This is a genomic window from Streptomyces sp. NPDC003284 (assembly GCF_053589675.1).
The window spans coordinates 19,578-35,347 of the sequence record NZ_JBSFSI010000004.1; the positions used below are offsets into that span (position 1 = coordinate 19,578).

At 73.9% G+C, this 15,770-nt stretch carries 9 protein-coding genes; 1 reads left to right on the plus strand and 8 read right to left on the minus strand.

All coding sequences use genetic code 11. The features are described from left to right. Positions 1-33: 33 nt before the first annotated feature. The 8 genes from ACWDYF_RS10150 to ACWDYF_RS10185 all read right to left on the minus strand — a co-directional run bounded on the left by ACWDYF_RS10150 (position 34) and on the right by ACWDYF_RS10185 (position 14,474). Positions 34-1,479: a M1 family metallopeptidase gene (locus ACWDYF_RS10150; RefSeq protein ID WP_389467451.1), complete on the minus strand. Its 1,446-nt coding sequence runs from the start codon at positions 1,477-1,479 to the stop codon at positions 34-36. Then, positions 1,476-5,444, minus strand: coding sequence for a Pls/PosA family non-ribosomal peptide synthetase (locus tag ACWDYF_RS10155; RefSeq protein ID WP_389467454.1), 3,969 nt, complete (start codon positions 5,442-5,444; stop codon positions 1,476-1,478). Before ACWDYF_RS10155 ends, ACWDYF_RS10150 begins: the two co-directional genes overlap by 4 nt. Before the next feature lie 348 nt (positions 5,445-5,792). Next, entirely contained in the window at positions 5,793-7,169 is a 1,377-nt protein-coding gene (locus tag ACWDYF_RS10160) for a sensor histidine kinase (protein WP_389467457.1), read from the minus strand. A 3-nt stretch (positions 7,170-7,172) separates the two neighbouring features. After that, a complete protein-coding gene (locus ACWDYF_RS10165) occupies positions 7,173-7,850 on the minus strand; it encodes a response regulator transcription factor (protein WP_381736350.1) in 678 nt (225 codons plus the stop codon). A gap of 93 nt (positions 7,851-7,943) precedes the next feature. Then, entirely contained in the window at positions 7,944-8,642 is a 699-nt protein-coding gene (locus tag ACWDYF_RS10170; RefSeq protein WP_389467461.1) for a BPL-N domain-containing protein, read from the minus strand. Then, positions 8,639-12,955, minus strand: coding sequence for a Pls/PosA family non-ribosomal peptide synthetase (locus ACWDYF_RS10175; protein WP_389467466.1), 4,317 nt, complete (start codon positions 12,953-12,955; stop codon positions 8,639-8,641). Before ACWDYF_RS10175 ends, ACWDYF_RS10170 begins: the two co-directional genes overlap by 4 nt. A 278-nt stretch (positions 12,956-13,233) precedes the next feature. Beyond that, complete coding sequence (locus tag ACWDYF_RS10180) at positions 13,234-13,926, minus strand: hypothetical protein (protein WP_389467470.1); 693 nt, start codon at positions 13,924-13,926, stop codon at positions 13,234-13,236. Next, positions 13,923-14,474 (minus strand): RNA polymerase sigma factor, encoded by a 552-nt coding sequence (locus tag ACWDYF_RS10185; RefSeq protein WP_389467473.1) that lies wholly within the window; start codon positions 14,472-14,474, stop codon positions 13,923-13,925. The genes ACWDYF_RS10180 and ACWDYF_RS10185 overlap by 4 nt, the downstream gene beginning before the upstream one ends. Positions 14,475-14,904: 430 nt before the next feature. Between ACWDYF_RS10185 and ACWDYF_RS10190 the strand changes: the two genes are divergently transcribed. Beyond that, the gene (locus ACWDYF_RS10190; protein ID WP_389467476.1) at positions 14,905-15,729 is read left to right on the plus strand and encodes an SAM-dependent methyltransferase; all 825 of its coding nucleotides are present in this window, start codon (positions 14,905-14,907) and stop codon (positions 15,727-15,729) included. The last annotated feature ends 41 nt before the right edge of the window (positions 15,730-15,770 follow it).

The window sequence follows — 15,770 nt, forward strand, 5'->3', positions numbered from 1 at the left end:
GCCGGGCAGGACGATCGCCGTGCCGGGCCGTCCTCAGGTCCGGCCGACGCCCGGCGATGGCGATGGCGATGGCGATGGCGGTGGCAGGGGCGGGAGCGGCTCGTCGTAGAGCCAGGCGTGCAGGAGCGGTCCGGTGGTGTGGGGGGCGTGGCGGGCGGCGTGCGCGACGAAGGCGCGGGTGTCGGCGCTGCGGCCGCGGTGGGCGTGGTGCCAGGAGCGCAGCAGGGTGAAGAAGCGCTCGTCGCCCATGGTCAGGCGCAGGGCGTGCAGGGTGCAGGCGCCGCGGGTGTAGACGCGGTCGTCGAAGATGCGGTCCCGGCCCGGGTCGCCGAGCCGGAGGTTCTGCGGCCGGCTGTGCAGCGCGGCCCACTCGCGCCGGGCGATCGCGTCGGCCGGGTCCTCGCCGATGTGCTCGGACCACAGCCACTCGCAGTAGGTGGCGAAGCCCTCGTTCAGCCAGATGTCGCGCCAGTCGCGCAGGCTCACGCTGTTGCCGAACCACTGGTGTGCCAGCTCGTGCGCGACGAGTGTCTCCCAGGTGCGGCCGCCGTCGATGTGGTTGCGTCCGAAGACGGGAAGGGTCTGGTTCTCCACGGGTTCGTCGAGGTCGGCGTCCACGACGACGGCGCCGTACGTCTCGAAGGGGTAGGGGCCGAACCAGCCGGTGAACGCCTCGATCATGGCGGGCTGGCGGGCGAGGTCGTGGCGGGCGTGGTGGGAGAGGTGGGCGGGATAGGCGTCGCGTCCGGTGACGGTCCGGCCGGTCGCGCTGTCGCGGGCCCGCCAGGTGTCGTGGGCGAAGCGGCCGGTGTAGAGGGCGGCGAGGTAGGGAGCCATGGGACCGCTGTGGTGATACGTCCAGCATTCGGTGGCGCCGTCCGCACGGTGTTCCGCCAGTGTGCCGTTGGCGAGCGCGTGGTGGCCCCGGGGCACGGTGATCCGGAAGACGAACTCGGCCTTGTCGTCCGGGCGGTCGTTGCAGGGGAACCAGGAGGGGGCGCCGAGCGGCTGGGCGGCCACCAGTGTTCCGCCGTGTGCGTCGCCGGTGCGGTCCCAGCCGATCGCGCCGAACGGGCTGCGTACGGGACCGGGCCGGCCGCCGTAGGCGATGTCCAGGGTGAAGGGGGCGCCCGCGGCGAAGGGGTGCGGGGTGGGCAGGAGCAGCTTGCTCCGCCTGGTCCTGGCGCGGACCCCGATGCCGTCCACGCGGGCGCTGCGCACCGTGAGCCGTGCGAGGTCGAGTTCGACCTCGCGCAGCGGCCGGGCGGCCACGGCCCGGATGAGCGCCCGGCCCTCCAGGACGCCGGCCGCCGGGTCGTAGGCGAGGCGCAGCTCGTAGGAGGTGGTGTGGTGGCCGTACGAGCCGTGGCCGGGGAAGTACCGTTCGGCGGCGGGCTGCGAGAGGCGGTCGGCGGCGGTCGCCGCGAGCGGGCCGAGGGCGGCGCCGCGGATCAGGGCCCGCCGGGTGCACCGGGTCATGCCGCCTCCCCCGTCGGGAGGACGCCGTCGGCGCGGGGCGGGGTCGCACCGGCGATGGGGTTGCCGGCCCAACGGGTGCCGCCGGGCACGGTTTCGCCGCGCATCACGAGCGAGGACGCGGCGATCGAGGCCCCGGTGCCGATCGTGGTGCCGGGCAGAGCGATGCTGTGCGGGCCGAGGGAGGCTCCGTCGGCTACGCGCACCGTGTCCATCCGCATGATCCGGTCGTGGAAGAGGTGGGTCTGCAGGACACACCCGCGGTTGACGCTGACCCCGTCGCCGAGGCTGATCAGATCGGTCTCGGGCAGCCAGTACGTCTCGCACCACACCCCGCGCCCCACGCGGGCGCCCAGGCTGCGCAGCCACCAGTTGAGCGCGGGGGTGCCGAGGTGGGCTCCGGCTCCCCATGGCACGGCCAGCACCTCCACGAAGGTGTCGAAGAGCTCGTTGCGCCACACGAACGACGACCACAGGGGGCGTTCACCGGGCTGGAACCGGCCCACGAGCAGCCACTTGGCGAGGGTGGTCAGCAGACAGGCCGTCAGGCCGGCGGCCAGCAGGAGCGGAGCTCCGGCGAGCGCCGCCAGCGGCGGTCCGCCCGCGACCAGTGCGTCCTGCTCACCCAGCAGCACGCACTCGGCGAGCAGCGTGCCGAGGACGACGGGCAGCAGGCGGCAGGTCTCCACGGCCGCGCGGGCGGCCACCAGCCGCCGGGACGGGGCGAACGTCCGTGCCGGGTCGGAGTGTTCGGCGACCCGGGGCAGCGGCATCGCCGGGCGGCCGATCCACGACGTGCCCGCCCGGCCGTGGGCCGGTGCGTCGGACAGTACGCCGATCAGCGCGCGGTCGGGGACCTCGCGGCCGGGCCCGACGATGCCGGAGTTCCCGACGAACGCGCGCGTCCCGATGCGCACAGGTCCCAACCACATCCAGCCGCCGTGCAGTTCGTACGGCGCGACGAGCGTGTCGTCGGCGAGGAACGCGCCGTCCCGCACGTCCAGCAGGGACGGCAGGGGCAGCACGGTCGAGATCTCGGTACCGCGTCCGACGCGCGCGCCGAGCAGGCGCAGCCAGTACGGAGTGGCGAGGCTCGCGTAGAGGGGGAACAGGCCGGCCCGGGACTCGTCCAGAAGCCGGGTGACCAGCCAGGCCCTCCAGGCCACGGCTCCGTCCGCCCGGTGCGGGCCGGGGGTGATGGCGCGGCTCAGCAGACGCACGGCCAGGGCCGTGATCAGCATGCCGCACACCATGGTCGTGACCGCGAGGACAGGTGCGGCGACGAGCAGGCGCAGCGCCGCCTCGGACAGGGCCGGTGTGTGGCGCACCAGGAGGTAGGTCGCGAACAGGGCGGGTGCGGAGGCCAGCAGCGACAGCAGGGGCAGTCCGGCGAGGGACAGCGCGTAGGCCAGGTGGCGGCGGCCGCGCCGCCCCTGGGGCGGCGCGGGCCGTCCGCGGTCCGCCACACGCCCGGCCGCCTCGGCGGGCCGGGCGGGGGAACCGGTCCACACCTGTCCGTCGGGGACATGTGTGTCCAGGCAGCTTCCGGCGGTGAGTTCGGCGCCGTCCCCGACCGCGGCGCCCGGCAGCAGCATGCTGCGATGCCCCACCCGTGCGTCGGCGCCGACGCTGACGCGTCCGATGTGCAGGGTGTCACCGTCGAGCCACCAGCCCGAGAGGTCGGTCTCCGGCTCGACGCTGCATCCGTCGCGCAGGTCGGCCAGGCCGGTCACGGGCGGCATGGCGTGCAGCCGGACGTCCCGGCCCGTCGTGCATCCCAGGATCCGGGCGTACCGGGCGGCCCAGGGGGTGCCGAGCAGGGACGGCACGCCGAAGGCGGCCACGGCCCGCTCGGCGCTCCACAGCCGCAGATGGACGGTTCCGCCGCGCGGGTGGGCGCCGGTGGTGACCGAGCGGGTGAGCGTGCGGGCGAGGGCCGCTCCGATCAGGCAGCGCGCCGGTGTGCTGAACAGCACCAGCCAGCCGAGGAGGACCAGCCACCACGAGGTGTGCGGGGTCCACGCGTGCGGGGCGAACCAGCCGAGGACGTCGTCGGCCGCCGCCAGTCCGACCAGCGTGCGCAGTCCGGCGACACCGTAGGCGGCCGTCTGGACGCAGAACTGGATCACCGAGGTACGCCTCGGGACCGGGCGGGCGGGCCGTACGGCGGCCGTGGTGGTGGCCAGGGAGTCGAGGTGGTCGGCCAGGTGCCGGAGCACGGGGTGCCGGTAGACGTCGGCGACGGAGAGGCCCGGGTGCCGCTCCCTGAGCATGGACGTCATCCGGGCCGCCGTGAGGCTGGTCCCGCCCAGGGCCGTGAAGTCGCTGTCCGGGCCGGGCCGCCGGCCGAGCAGCTGCTCCCAGAGGTCGGCCAGCCGTGCGGCCGTCCCGTGCAGGTCGTGCTCCGGGCCGCCGGTGCCGCACTCGTCCCCGTCGAGGGGCACGGGCCAGGGCAGGGCCGGGCGGTCGATCTTCCCGGAGGGACGGACGGGCAGGTCGGTGACCTCTGCCAGTACCGGTACGAGCGCCGCGGGCAGCCGCTCCGCCAGCAGTGCCCTGGCCCCGGCCGCGTCGAAGACCGGCCCTCCCCCGGCGGGCGGTGCGGGGACGACGTAGCCGACGAGCAGGTCCGTGCCGCCCGCGGTCGTCCTGACGGCCGCGGCCGCCGCCCCCACCGCGGGCAGGGCGAGCAGGGCCGCGTCGATCTCCCCCAGTTCGACCCGGCGGCCGCCGAGTTTGACCTGGTCGTCGGCGCGTCCGACGAACACCAGACCTTCGGGGTCGGCACGTACGAGGTCGCCCGAGTGGTAGGCGCGCGGTGCGCCCAGGGCGGGGCAGGGCCGGAACCGTTCGGCGTCCTTGACCGGGTCGAGGTAGCGCCCTGTGCCCACGCCCGCGATGACGAGTTCGCCCTCCTGCCCGTACGCGACCGGTTCGCCGGCCGCGTCGACGACGGCCAGCCGCCAGCCCCGCAGGGGCAGTCCGATCCGTACGGTGCGGCGTGGGGCGAGGAGTGCGGCGCAGGCCACGACGGTGGTCTCGGTGGGGCCGTACGTGTTCCACATCTCCCGGTCCGGCGCGGCGAACCGGTCGACGAGGCCGGGCGGGCACGCCTCACCGCCCAGGATCAGCAACCGGACGCGCCGCAGCGCCTGTTCGGGCCACATGGCCAGCAGCGTCGGCACGGTGGAAACGGCGGTGATGCGCCGTGCGTCGAGCCAGGGGCCCAGCTCGTGGCCCGCGCGCACCAGGGCGCGTTCGGCGGGGACGAGGCAGGCGCCGGAGCGCCAGGCCAGCCACATCTCCTCGCAGGAGGCGTCGAAGGCGACCGACAGTCCCGCCAGGACGCGGTCGCCCGGTCCGAGCGGACGTTCCCGCAGGAACAGGTCCGCCTCGGCGTCGACGAAGGCGGCGGCGGACCGGTGGGTGACGGCGACCCCTTTGGGCGCGCCGGTCGAGCCGGAGGTGAAGATGATCCACGCGTCGTCCTCGGGTGCGGGCGCGCGCAGCTCGCCCGCCGCCGCGCCGGTGGGCGACGGCAGGCCGGCCGGCTGCGGACCGGCGGTCAGGACGGCGCACACCCCCGCCTCGCGGAAGACGGTGGCGGCCCGCTCGTCGGGGTCGTCGGCGTCGACCGGTACATAGGCCGCGCCGCAGCTCAGCACGGCGAGGATCGACAGGTACAGCTCCGCCGTGCCCGACGGCAGCCGGACGCCCACTCTGTCGCCGGGTCCGATGCCCCGGCGGGCCAGGCGCCGGGCGCGCTCGCGGACCTCGGCGCACATGTCGCCGTAGGAGAGTGTGGCGCCGCCGGTGTCCAGGGCGGGCGCCTGTGGATGCGTGCGGGCGGTGGTGTGCAGGACGTCGATCAGCGTGCGTGGGGACGGCGCGTCCGCGGTGCGGAAGAGAGCCCGGTCACCGGACGACGTGTGGGGTCGGCCGAGCGGCTCGAATACAGGCGAAGACAATGCGGTGCCTCTGTCCGTGGTGCCGGGTGGGCGTCATGCCCTTGTCGGCCTTTCAGATGCCGGGAGATGCCAGGTGGTGCACCAATGAAAGGCAAGTCATTCCGCACCGGCCCATGGGAAGGAATTGAGGAACCGTAGATGATGCGTTCTTCCGTGTTCGACCGAAAGGAAATGGCGAAGGGGGTTTCGGTTTTCCGGAAAGAAAGCGGCGAGAAAAAGGGGCGGAAACAGTTCTGTTCAGGTAAGGAATTGTCGGCGGTTCCCGGTTCCCGGTTTCGTGCCCGTGCCGCCGCCGTGCGAGGGAGGGCGACGTGGACCGGTGTGCCGCAGCCGGGCGCGGCCTTCGCTTCACGGGGATTCCGTCGGCAGCAGGACGACCAGCCGGGCGCCGGGCCGGTTGTCCTCGACGCGGGTGCTGCCGTGGTGGGCCATGACGGCGTCCCGGACGATGGCGAGGCCGAGGCCGCTGCCGCCGGTGTCCCGGGCACGGGCGTCGTCGAGGCGGGTGAAGCGTCCGAAGACGCGTTCCCGGTCGGCCTCGGGGATGCCGGGGCCGTCGTCGGCGACGACCAGTCGCGCGGTTCCGTCGTCCGTGCGCAGGCTGACGTCGACCCGTGTGGCGGCGTGCCGCAGCGCGTTGTCCAGCAGGTTGCGTACGACACGGGAGAGGGCGTCCGCATCGCCCGTCACCCGCGCCGCGCCGACGGCGTGCTGGTCGACCAGGAGCCGGGTGCGCCGACGGACGTCGCGCACCTCGGCGAAGACGATCTCGTCGAGGTCGACGGGCCGGGCCCGCAGCCGGGGGCGGGCGTCCAGTTGCGCGAGTCCGAGCAGGTCGTCCACGAGCCGGGTGAGCCGTTCGGTCTCGTGCAGCAGACCGGTGGCGAGGTGCTGCGCGTCGGTCGAGCCGGGATGGCGGGCGGCGATCTCCAGGCGGGTGCGCACAGTGGTGAGGGGGCTGCGCAGTTCGTGGGCGGCGTCCGCGACGAACCGGCGCTGGCGCCGTGTCGCGGTGTCGAGGCGGGCGAGCAGGTCGTTGAAGGTCGCCGCGAGCCGGCCGAGCGCGTCACCGGCGGACGGTACGTCGACGCGGCGGCTCAGATCGGAGGCGCTGATCTCGGCGGTCTGGGCGCGCATGGCGTCCACCGGCCGCAGCGCGCGCCCGGTGAGCAGCCACACCACACCGGTGAGCAGCGCGACGACCGCGGGCACACCGGTGGCCAGGCCCACGACGAGCTGGTCGAGGCTGTGGTCCACGCCCTCGGTGGGCACGGCCACGTACACGGTGAGCGGGGTGTGCCGCGTGCCCGCGGGGACGCCGACGGCGCGCCAGGTGCCGCCCTCGCCCACCGGGACGTCATGGACGGTACGGGCGTGCGGGGTGTCGGACCGGCTCGCGGGGAAGGTGAACGCCCGTGGCTTCCCCCGCAGGTTGGGCGAGCTGGAGCGCACGGCCCCCTTGCCGTCGACGACCTGTACGGCGACCTCTCCGTGGTCGGTCGCCGGTACCTCGGCGGTTATGCGGTCGCTGATCTGGTCGGACGCCACCAATTGAGCGCGTTCGAGCGCGGTCTGGTCGAGACCGCCGATCAGGCTGGCGTGGAGCCAGGCGACGAGCAGCACGGCGGCGGAGACCAGTCCGGCGGCGATGCCCACGGCCGCGGCGGCGGTCAGGCGCAGCCGCAGCGAACGGCGGGCCCACCAGGACCGGACGCCGGGGACCACCTCTCACCTCGCGCCGCCGCGCAGCCGGTAGCCGGCGCCGCGGACGGTCTCGATGGTCCGGCGGTCGAACGGAACGTCGATCTTGCGCCGGAGGTAGCCGACATACACCTCGACGATGTTGGTGTCGCCGTCGAAGTGCTCCTCCCACACATGGGAGAGGATGTCCGTCTTGCTGATGACCTCGTCCTTGTGTCTGACGAGGTATTCCAGGAGCGTGAACTCCCGTGCCGTCAGGTCGATGTCCCGGTGACCGCGGCGGCAGCGGCGGCGAGCGGGATCGAGGGTGAGGTCGTCGACGGTGAGCACGGCGGGCCGGGCCGGTGCTCCTCGGCGCAGCAGGGCTCTGAGGCGGGCGACGAGCACCACGTAGGAGAACGGCTTGCTGAGGTAGTCGTCGGCGCCGAGGTCGAGGGCGTCCGCCTCGTCGTATTCCCCGTCCTTCGCGGTGAGCACCAGCACCGGCGTCCATATCCTGGCCGACCGCAGGCGCTTCAGCACCTCGTACCCCGACAGCGAGGGCAGCATGATGTCCAGGACGATGACGTCGTACCGTTCGTACCGGGCCCGCCACAGACCGTTGACCCCGTCGTACGCGACGTTCGCGACGAAGCCCTCCGCGGCGAGCCCTTCGGCGATGGCCCCGGCGAGCGGGCGCTCGTCCTCGATGATCAGCATCCGCATGGCGGCCTCTCCGCTCCACGATAACGCCGGACGGCGACGGCCGTTTCCGGAGAGGACACCCAGGACGGCTGGAGCGGTCCTCGTGTGCGCGGGTCACCCGCGCAGCGCCGAGTCCACCAGGTCGACGGCCAGGTCCCGGGTGTGCTGGACCGGCAGGCCGTGGTCGAGATACCAGTCGTCCGTGGCCTCCGGGTGGGGGCCGGTGACCGCTACGCGGCCCGCTCCGAACCTGGTCACGAGGGCGGCCGGGGCGCCGTTGTCGTAGACGGCGAGGACGGTGGCGTCGGCGTGCTCGTCGAGGGCGAACAGAGGGCCGTCCTGGAAGTAGAGGGTGCGGGGACGGCCCCGCCAGGTCACCGGGACCAGGGTGTCCCTGTCGTGGCGGACGGTCGCGCCCGGTGAGGAGATGTACCGGTCGGTGTCCCCGGGCAGCAGGCCGAAGCCCGGTGTGGCCCCCGCGAGATAGCCGCCGAGGCAGAACCCCAGGTAGCGGCCGCCGCCCCGGACGAAGGCGCGTATGTCGCGGCGGTGCCGCCGCAGCTTCCGGTAGGCGGAGGTGAGTTCCCCGCCGCCGGGCTGGGCGTACAGCAGGGCCTGCGACAGGGACTCCGCCGAGAGCGGGAGCGTCTCGTGGGGGCCGGTGAACCGGACGGCCAGGTCCCACGGCCCGGCGTCGAGCATCTCGGCCACCGTCTCGGAACATCCGGGCAGCAGGGCGGCGGGGCCGCGGTAGACGAGGGCGAGGCGGCGGTCCGGGGTGGCGGTGCGGGGGGCGGTACCGCGCGCCGTCATCCGGGGCCTCCGGGCTCTCCGCGTCCTCCGGGCTCTCCGCCGCGTACGTCCGCGGATTCCTCCGCGCCCGCTTCCGCGGGAAGCCCGCGCCAGGACGTTCCCGGTGCGAGCCGCTCGCCCTTCATCACCAGCGAGAGCGCGCCGAGCCGGGCGCCTGCGCCCACGACCGTGTCGTAGAGCACGATCGTGCGGGTGCCGACGCTCGCGCCCGGACCGACGCGCACCGTGGACATCTTCATCACCCGGTCTTCGAACAGATGCGTCTGGAGGGAGACGTTCATGCCGACGTCGGCGTCGTCCCCCACCTCGACCAGGTCGAACTCGGTCAGGAAGGTGGTGCCGATCCAGGTGCGCCGGCCGATGCGGGCGCCGAGCGCGCGCAGCACCGGCGGCAGGAACGGCGTCCCCACCAGGGTGCCGACGCCCCCCGGGACCGCCGCCGCCTCGAACAGACCGGTGACGAACTCCGTACGGCGCACGAACAGGCTCCACAGGGGCTCCACGCGCGGCCGGTACCGGCCGGCGACGACCCACTTGGCCGCGACGCAGAACCCCAGGACGGCCAGCGCCGAGCCCGCGGCCAGCAGCGGGGAGACGAGCAGCGGCGCCACGAGCCCGGTGCCGCGGCGGGCCGTCCAGGTCAGGGCGAGCAGGTACAGGAAGGCACCGGTGGCGAGTACCGAGGCGGGCACGGTGGCCCGGAAGAACTCGATCACCAGACGGACGAGCACGGCCCCGCGGGTGGGCCGGAACGTCAGCTTCTCGGGGTACGTCCCGCTGTCCTGGCGTACCGGCAGCCGCAGCGCGGGCGAGCCGAGCCAGGTGCTGTCGGCCGGGACCCGCTCGTCGGCCGGTACCGTGCCGACGCCGACGAGGCTGCCCGGACCGAGCCGGGTTCCGGCGGGCACGAGGGCCGCGTTGCCCACGAACGCGCGCCCGCCGACCTCGGTGGGGGCGAACGCCACACGGTCGGCGGCGAAGGTGGCGACGCCGATGCCCGCCATGTCGGCGACGAACGAACCGTCGCCGAGGGTGAGCAGGTCCGGATCGATGTGCGACGCCGTGGAGACCTCGGCGCCGCGGCCGGTCCGGGCGCCGAGCAGCCGCAGCCACGGCACCGTGTAGAGCGTGGCGTACAGCGAGTTGGTGAGGAGCAGGCTGTGTTCGAGCAACTTGTCCGCGATCCACTTGCGCACGCCGAGCGCCGACCGCACCGGGTGGATGCCCGGCGGTGTCCTCGGCAGGACCAGCCGCTTGCCGAGGGCGACGACCAGGCAGGTCGTGACGACGAGGAGCGGACCGGACACCGCGGTGGCCACCAGTGCCCCGACGATGCCCGCACGCAGCCAGGCCCACCAGAACAGCGCGACGCCCGGCAGGGCGGCGGCGACCACGGCGGTCTCCAGCAGGGCCAGTCCGAGCAGGACGGCGGCCACGTGCCTGGGCCGCCAGCGGTCCGGTTCACGGGTGTCGGCGCCGGGCGCGCCGCGCGTGCCGTCCGGGCCGACGCGGGTGCGCAGCATCGTCTCGACGAGCGGCGAGAGCGCCGCGACGGGACGGGCGGGGGATCCGGCGCGGCGCGCGCCGGCGGGGAGCGGATCGTACGGGCCCGTCACGGACTGCTCGCCGAGCGCGGCCCCGGGACCGAGGCGGGCACCGGGTTCGAGGACGGCGTTGGCACCGACGTACGCGCCCGCGCCGACGGTGATCGGGGCCACGGTGACGCGGCCGTCGGAGACCTGCCACGGCCGCAGCGTCGCACCGTAGCCGATCGCGGCGTCGTGCTCGACGCGCAGCAGTGCGGGCAGGCCGACGAGGCTGGTGGCGATGGTGGTGCGGCGACCGATACGCGCGCCGAGAAGCCTCAGATAGGGGCCCATCAACGCGGATCCGCTGAGCACCCGCAGCGGGCTGATCCCGAGGACCAGCACGTCCAGCGCCCACAGCCGCAGGCAGGTGGCCCCCCACAGCGGGTAGTGGCCGGGGCGGATGCCCGCTGCCAGCGGTCGGGCGAGGACGACCGGGAGGAGCCAGCGTACGGCGAGGTAGCCGGTCAGTACGGCGATCGTCGGTACGACGGCCCCCGCGGCGAAGGTCTGTCCGTGACGCAGGGCGTAGGAGAGCGCCACCGGGCCGGTGAGCAGGAGCAGCAGGCCGTAGAAGGCCATGGCCTGGGCCAGTCCGGCGCGGGCGATCCTGGCACTGCTGTGCCGCAGGGGTGCGGGGCGCGGTGCCCCGGGCCGACGACCGCCGTCCGTGGCGGCGCGGGTGCGCAGACGTGCGGCGAGGGTGCGCACGGTGGGGTTCTCGTAGAGGTCGCGGAGGGTGGGGGCGACTGTGCCGTCTCGGTCGCCGTCGCCGTCGCCGTCGCGCAGGAGCGAGACGGCGCGCGCCGCGAGCAGGGAATGACCACCGAGTCCGGTGAAGAAGTCCGCGTCGGCGGAGAGTTGGCCGGGAGCAAGGCCGAGCACCCGCGCCCAGGCGTCACGTACCCTGCGTTCCGTCTCGTCCCTGGGCGGAATCACGCGGCCCGTGCGGGCGGCGAGCCGGTGGCCGGTCGGCGCGGGCAGCCGCGCGCGGTCGGTCTTGCCGCTCGGCATGACCGGCAGGCGGTCGAGGAAGTCCAGCGTCACGGGCACCATGTAGGCGGGCAGCGCGCGGCGCAGGCGCTCGTGCAGCCGGGCGGTGAGGGTGTCGTCGTCCTCGGAGCGGCACACGGCCGCGTCGTCGGGGCCGGGTGCGGGCGGGGTGCCGGAGGCCGGACGGGATGTGCCGGTGCCGTCATCGGCGCGCACCACGTACGCGGCGAGGACGTGGTCGCGGGCCTCGCCGTCAGCGTCGTGCTCGCCGTCAGCGTCGTGCTCGTCGGCGCCGGTGCGGCGGGCGCCGGGCGGGGTGGTGAGGATGGTGGCGGCCTGGGCCACGGCGGGGTCCTCCAGCAGCACGTTGTCGATCTCGTCCAGGGACACCCGGTAGCCGCGGATCTTCACCTCCGCGTCCGCCCGGCCGAGGTATTCGATCTCGCCCTCGCCGGTCGCCCTGCCGAGGTCTCCGGTCCGGTAGAGCCGGCCGCCGTGGGCCGCGGGGGAATGCTCGATGAAGCGGTCGGCGGTGAGATCGGGGCGGCCCACGTAGCCGCGGGCCAGGCCGGGTCCCCCGAGGCAGATCTCGCCCACCGCGCCGTGCGGCACGCGCCGTCCCCGCTCGTCGAGGAGGACGGCGCGGTACGTCGGCAGGGGCCGGCCGATGGTCACCGGCCGGTCCGGGAGCAGTTCCTGCCAGGTCGCCGTGACGGTGGCCTCGGTCGGCCCGTAGGTGTTGAGGACACGCCGGCCGGGACGGCTCCAGCGCCGGACGAGTGAGGCGGGGCAGGCTTCGCCGCCCACGACGAGGGTGCGGACCCGCGGCAGGTCACGCGGGATGGTCTCCAGCAGCGTCGGCACGCAGTACAGGACGGTCACCTCGCGCTCCTCCAGGAAGTCGGCGAGTTCGACGCCGAGGTGGGCCGGGCCCGCCGGTCCGGCGACGAGCGCGGCTCCTGCCGTCCAGGTGGGCCAGATCTCCTCCAGGGAGAAGTCGAAGGAGAGGGCCATACCCTGGTACACACGGTCCTGGGGCCGGACACCGTAGACGGGGCCGACGACACGCAGGAAGTTGCAGATGCTCGACCGGGCGATCTCCACGCCCTTGGGCCTCCCGCTCGATCCCGAGGTGTACATGATGTACGCGAGGGGGTCGCCCGTACCGCTCGGGTCCTCGTCCGCCGTCCGGCGGACGGCCGGCAGCGTGGCGAGTTCCGCGGCGCAGGTGTCGGTGCGGACGACCCGGCGCGCCCCACCTGCCGCTCCGCTGTCCGTGCGGGCCGTGCGGGCCGCGAGGGCGGACGTGGTCAGCAGTACGGCGGCGTCCACGTCGCTCAGGATGAAGGCGACCCGGTCCGGCGGCGCCGCCGGGTCGATCGGCACGAACGCCGCGCCCGTCTTGCACACACCCAGCAGCCACACGTACAGGTCCACGGAGCGGGGCAGCAGGATGGCGGCGCGGCTTCCCGGACCGATTCCGGCGGTGCGCAGGTAGTGGGCCGCCCGGTCGGCTCGGGCGTCGAGGTCGGCATAGGACAGCCGCCGCGTCCCGCATACGAGGGCGAGGGCCCCCGGGGTGCGGTCGCGTGCGGCCTCGAAGAAGCGGTTCAGTCCGCCGGTGACGCCCACGGGGCGCGCGAGGTCCGGGGCGCCGGGGCCGGGGGCCGGAACGACGGGCGTGGTGGTGACGGGCGTGGTGGTGGTGACGGGCGTGGTGGTACGGGGAGCCATGGGCTTCCTTTCCCTCTGTTCGGGTTCCTCTGGCCGGGCTCCTCTGGTCGGGTCCCTCTGCTCGGGACGTACTTGCTCGGGACGTACTGCTCGGCCGTCCGCCCCTCGGCGGGGCTTCCTGTGACTCCTCCAGCCTGGGCGGAGCTTGCTGAGAAGACGCTGAGAAGGGGGTGCCCTGTGCGGAAACGCGGCCGCCGCGGATTCCTCGGGTTCGCCGTGGTGGCCGGAGGCGGGCGCCCGAAGCCGGAGCCCACCGCGCCGACCGGTACGGACGGGACCTACATGGCCGCCGCCAGTTCGCGGACGAGGCTCGCGCTGACCTGGGGCACCTCGCCGTACTCCGGGTCGTCGCTGTCGACGGGGAGCTGGTGGAGCACCGCGGCGATGCGTGGCGGGAGGCGGACGCCGAGGCCCTCGTGGCAGCGGGCGATCATGTCGGCGCGTATCGCGTGGGGCAGGAGTGTGCCGGAGGTGTCCAGGACTTTCTGGACGCGTTCGCGTCGGCGGGTGTCGGCGAGGGTGTCTGCCTGTCGGCGCCAGGTCTCGGCGTCCAGGACCTCGCCCAGGGCGCGGTGCAGGAGGCTGAGGAGGGAGGCGGCGGTGTGGTTGCCGCTGCCAGCCGCGAACTGGAGCCAGAACTGGCTTCCGTCGCGGTGGCCGGAGATGTACAGGAGCGCTCCGAGGACGAGGGCCCCTTCGGGGTGGATGCGCCGGCTGTTGGCGAGCAGTGCCAGGGAGGCCGCGGCGGTGGGCATGGCGAGGATCAGGGCTGCGGCCAGGTCCAGTTCGTGGGCTGCTTGCTCCTGGTCGGAGGGGAGTGGGCTGGGCGCCGCCAGGAGGCGGGTCCAGCCGCTGTCCCGGTCTTCGGCGGACAAGGACCGCGGCAAGCGGTCCGCCTCGGCGTTGTGCTCGACCTCGGGGTCGGCGGGCTGGTACGTGTCGTGCAGGAGTTGCTGCCGTTCCGTGGTCACCGCTGTCCTCGCTGGTCTCGCAGTGCTCGGGCGAGGCGGGCGAGGGCCTGGGACGCGGTGGAGCGGATGTTCGCCTCGGTGGTGTCCAGGTACTCGGCGATGACGCTGTCGGGGAGTTCGAGCAGATAGCGCAGGACCACGACGTCATGGCGGCGTTCCGACAGCCCCTTGATCGCGTCGTACAGGGCTTCGTGGACTCCCTGGGCCTCGGCGCGGTCCTCGGCGAGCTGGGCCGCCTTGCGGACGACCGCCACCCAGTCCGGCACCCGCACCTGCTCGTCGGCCGTCATCGCCCTCTCCGCCAGGGCGGCGCCGATCTCCTCCTTGACGAACGCCCAGGCGCGGAACGCCGGGACCGGTTCACGGAGCACGCGCGGCCACTGCTGCCGCAGGCGGCCCTTCATTCTGTTCACCGCGGCCTGTGCCGCGCTCTCGTCACGCAGGCGTGCTCGGGCGACCCCGAGCCAGGCCCGCTCGTGCGTCTCGCAGAACGCGTCGTACGTCAGCCGAAGGGCTGGCCGGACCGCCGCCCAGTCGCTCCCCGTCACGTGCCCATCCCCTCCCGGCGCCTCTTCTTCATGGTGGCGCCCGGCGCAGGCCGCCCGCAGCCGTTCAGGGATTCCCGGGCGGTGCGAGCGGCGGTCGGTGAGGGGAACTGGAGTCCCCCACAAGCACATTGGAGCGCATCGGCACGCCTGGTGTTCAGGCGTCACTCGCAGCGATCGTTATTGATCGGAAAATCAGGCAACTTGTATGATCCGATCAACACGACGCCTGTCTGGACGGCGCTATCCGGTCATCGCGAGTCGCCATTCCGGCCGGTGCGGCACCGGAGAGCGATATTCCGTCTGACGCGGTGGGCATAGTGACTGAGGCCGCGCCAGCCGGCCCGCGATCCGCCTGGGCGTGCCCCGGGACGCGAGTGCGGACCCTCGCGCGGTCGCGGGATCGGAGCAGTCCAGGACCCAGGGGGAGCGCATGGCCGCAGGAACCGCCCATGAGGACGCCGACGGGGATCCGGAGGTCAACCTGGACTTCCATGTGCCGCACTCGGCGCGGATGTACGACTACTTCCTGGGCGGGACGACCAACTTCCCGGCTGACCGGGAGGCCGCGGGGCGCGCGCTCGCGGTCTTCCCGTACGCGCGGACGGCCGCTCGCGCCAACCGCGGCTTCATGCGGCGCTCGGTCCGTCACCTGGCCGAGTCGGGGATCCGGCAGTTCATCGACATCGGGACCGGGATCCCCACATCGCCCAACCTCCACGAGGTCGCCCAGCAGATCGACCCCCGGGCGCGGGTGGTGTACGCGGACAACGACCCGATCGTCCTCATCCATGCCGAAGCTCTGCTGAAAGGAGCCCCCGAGGGCGTCACGGCCTATGTGCAGGCCGACGTGACCCAGCCGGAGGCCATCCTCGAAGCCGCCCGCAAGCACCTGGACTTCTCCCAGCCGATCGCACTCAGCCTGAACGCCGTGCTGCACTTCGTGCCCGAAGGCGCACACAAGATCACCGACGTGTTCAAATCCGCTCTGCCGAGCGGCAGCGCGCTGGCCGTCAGTCATCTCACGGCGGAGTTCGCCCCCGAGGAGACCTCCCGTCTCACCCAGGTCTACACGGCCGCCGGAACCCCCACGCGAGCCCGCGACCGCAACGAGTTCGCGCGCTTCTTCGACGGCTGGAACCTCGTCGACCCCGGCATCGTCCCCACCCCCCGGTGGCGCCCCGACGGCAGCAGCGCCGACGAACCCGTCACCGACGCCGAAGCGTCCTGCTACGCAGCCGTGGCCATCCGCCCCTGACCCCCATAGCCGCCGGGTGCGGGCCGGGGAGCCCCGCCGTT

What these genes read in the sequence shown, in the direction of transcription:
- ACWDYF_RS10150 (WP_389467451.1), bottom strand. Translation starts at nt 1,479, where the DNA reads ATGACCCGGTGCACCCGGCGGGCCCTGATCCGCGGCGCCGCCCTCGGC.
- ACWDYF_RS10165 (WP_381736350.1), bottom strand. Translation starts at nt 7,850, where the DNA reads ATGCGGATGCTGATCATCGAGGACGAGCGCCCGCTCGCCGGGGCCATC.
- ACWDYF_RS10170 (WP_389467461.1), bottom strand. Translation starts at nt 8,642, where the DNA reads ATGACGGCGCGCGGTACCGCCCCCCGCACCGCCACCCCGGACCGCCGC.
- ACWDYF_RS10175 (WP_389467466.1), bottom strand. Translation starts at nt 12,955, where the DNA reads ATGGCTCCCCGTACCACCACGCCCGTCACCACCACCACGCCCGTCACC.
- ACWDYF_RS10190 (WP_389467476.1), top strand. Translation starts at nt 14,905, where the DNA reads ATGGCCGCAGGAACCGCCCATGAGGACGCCGACGGGGATCCGGAGGTC.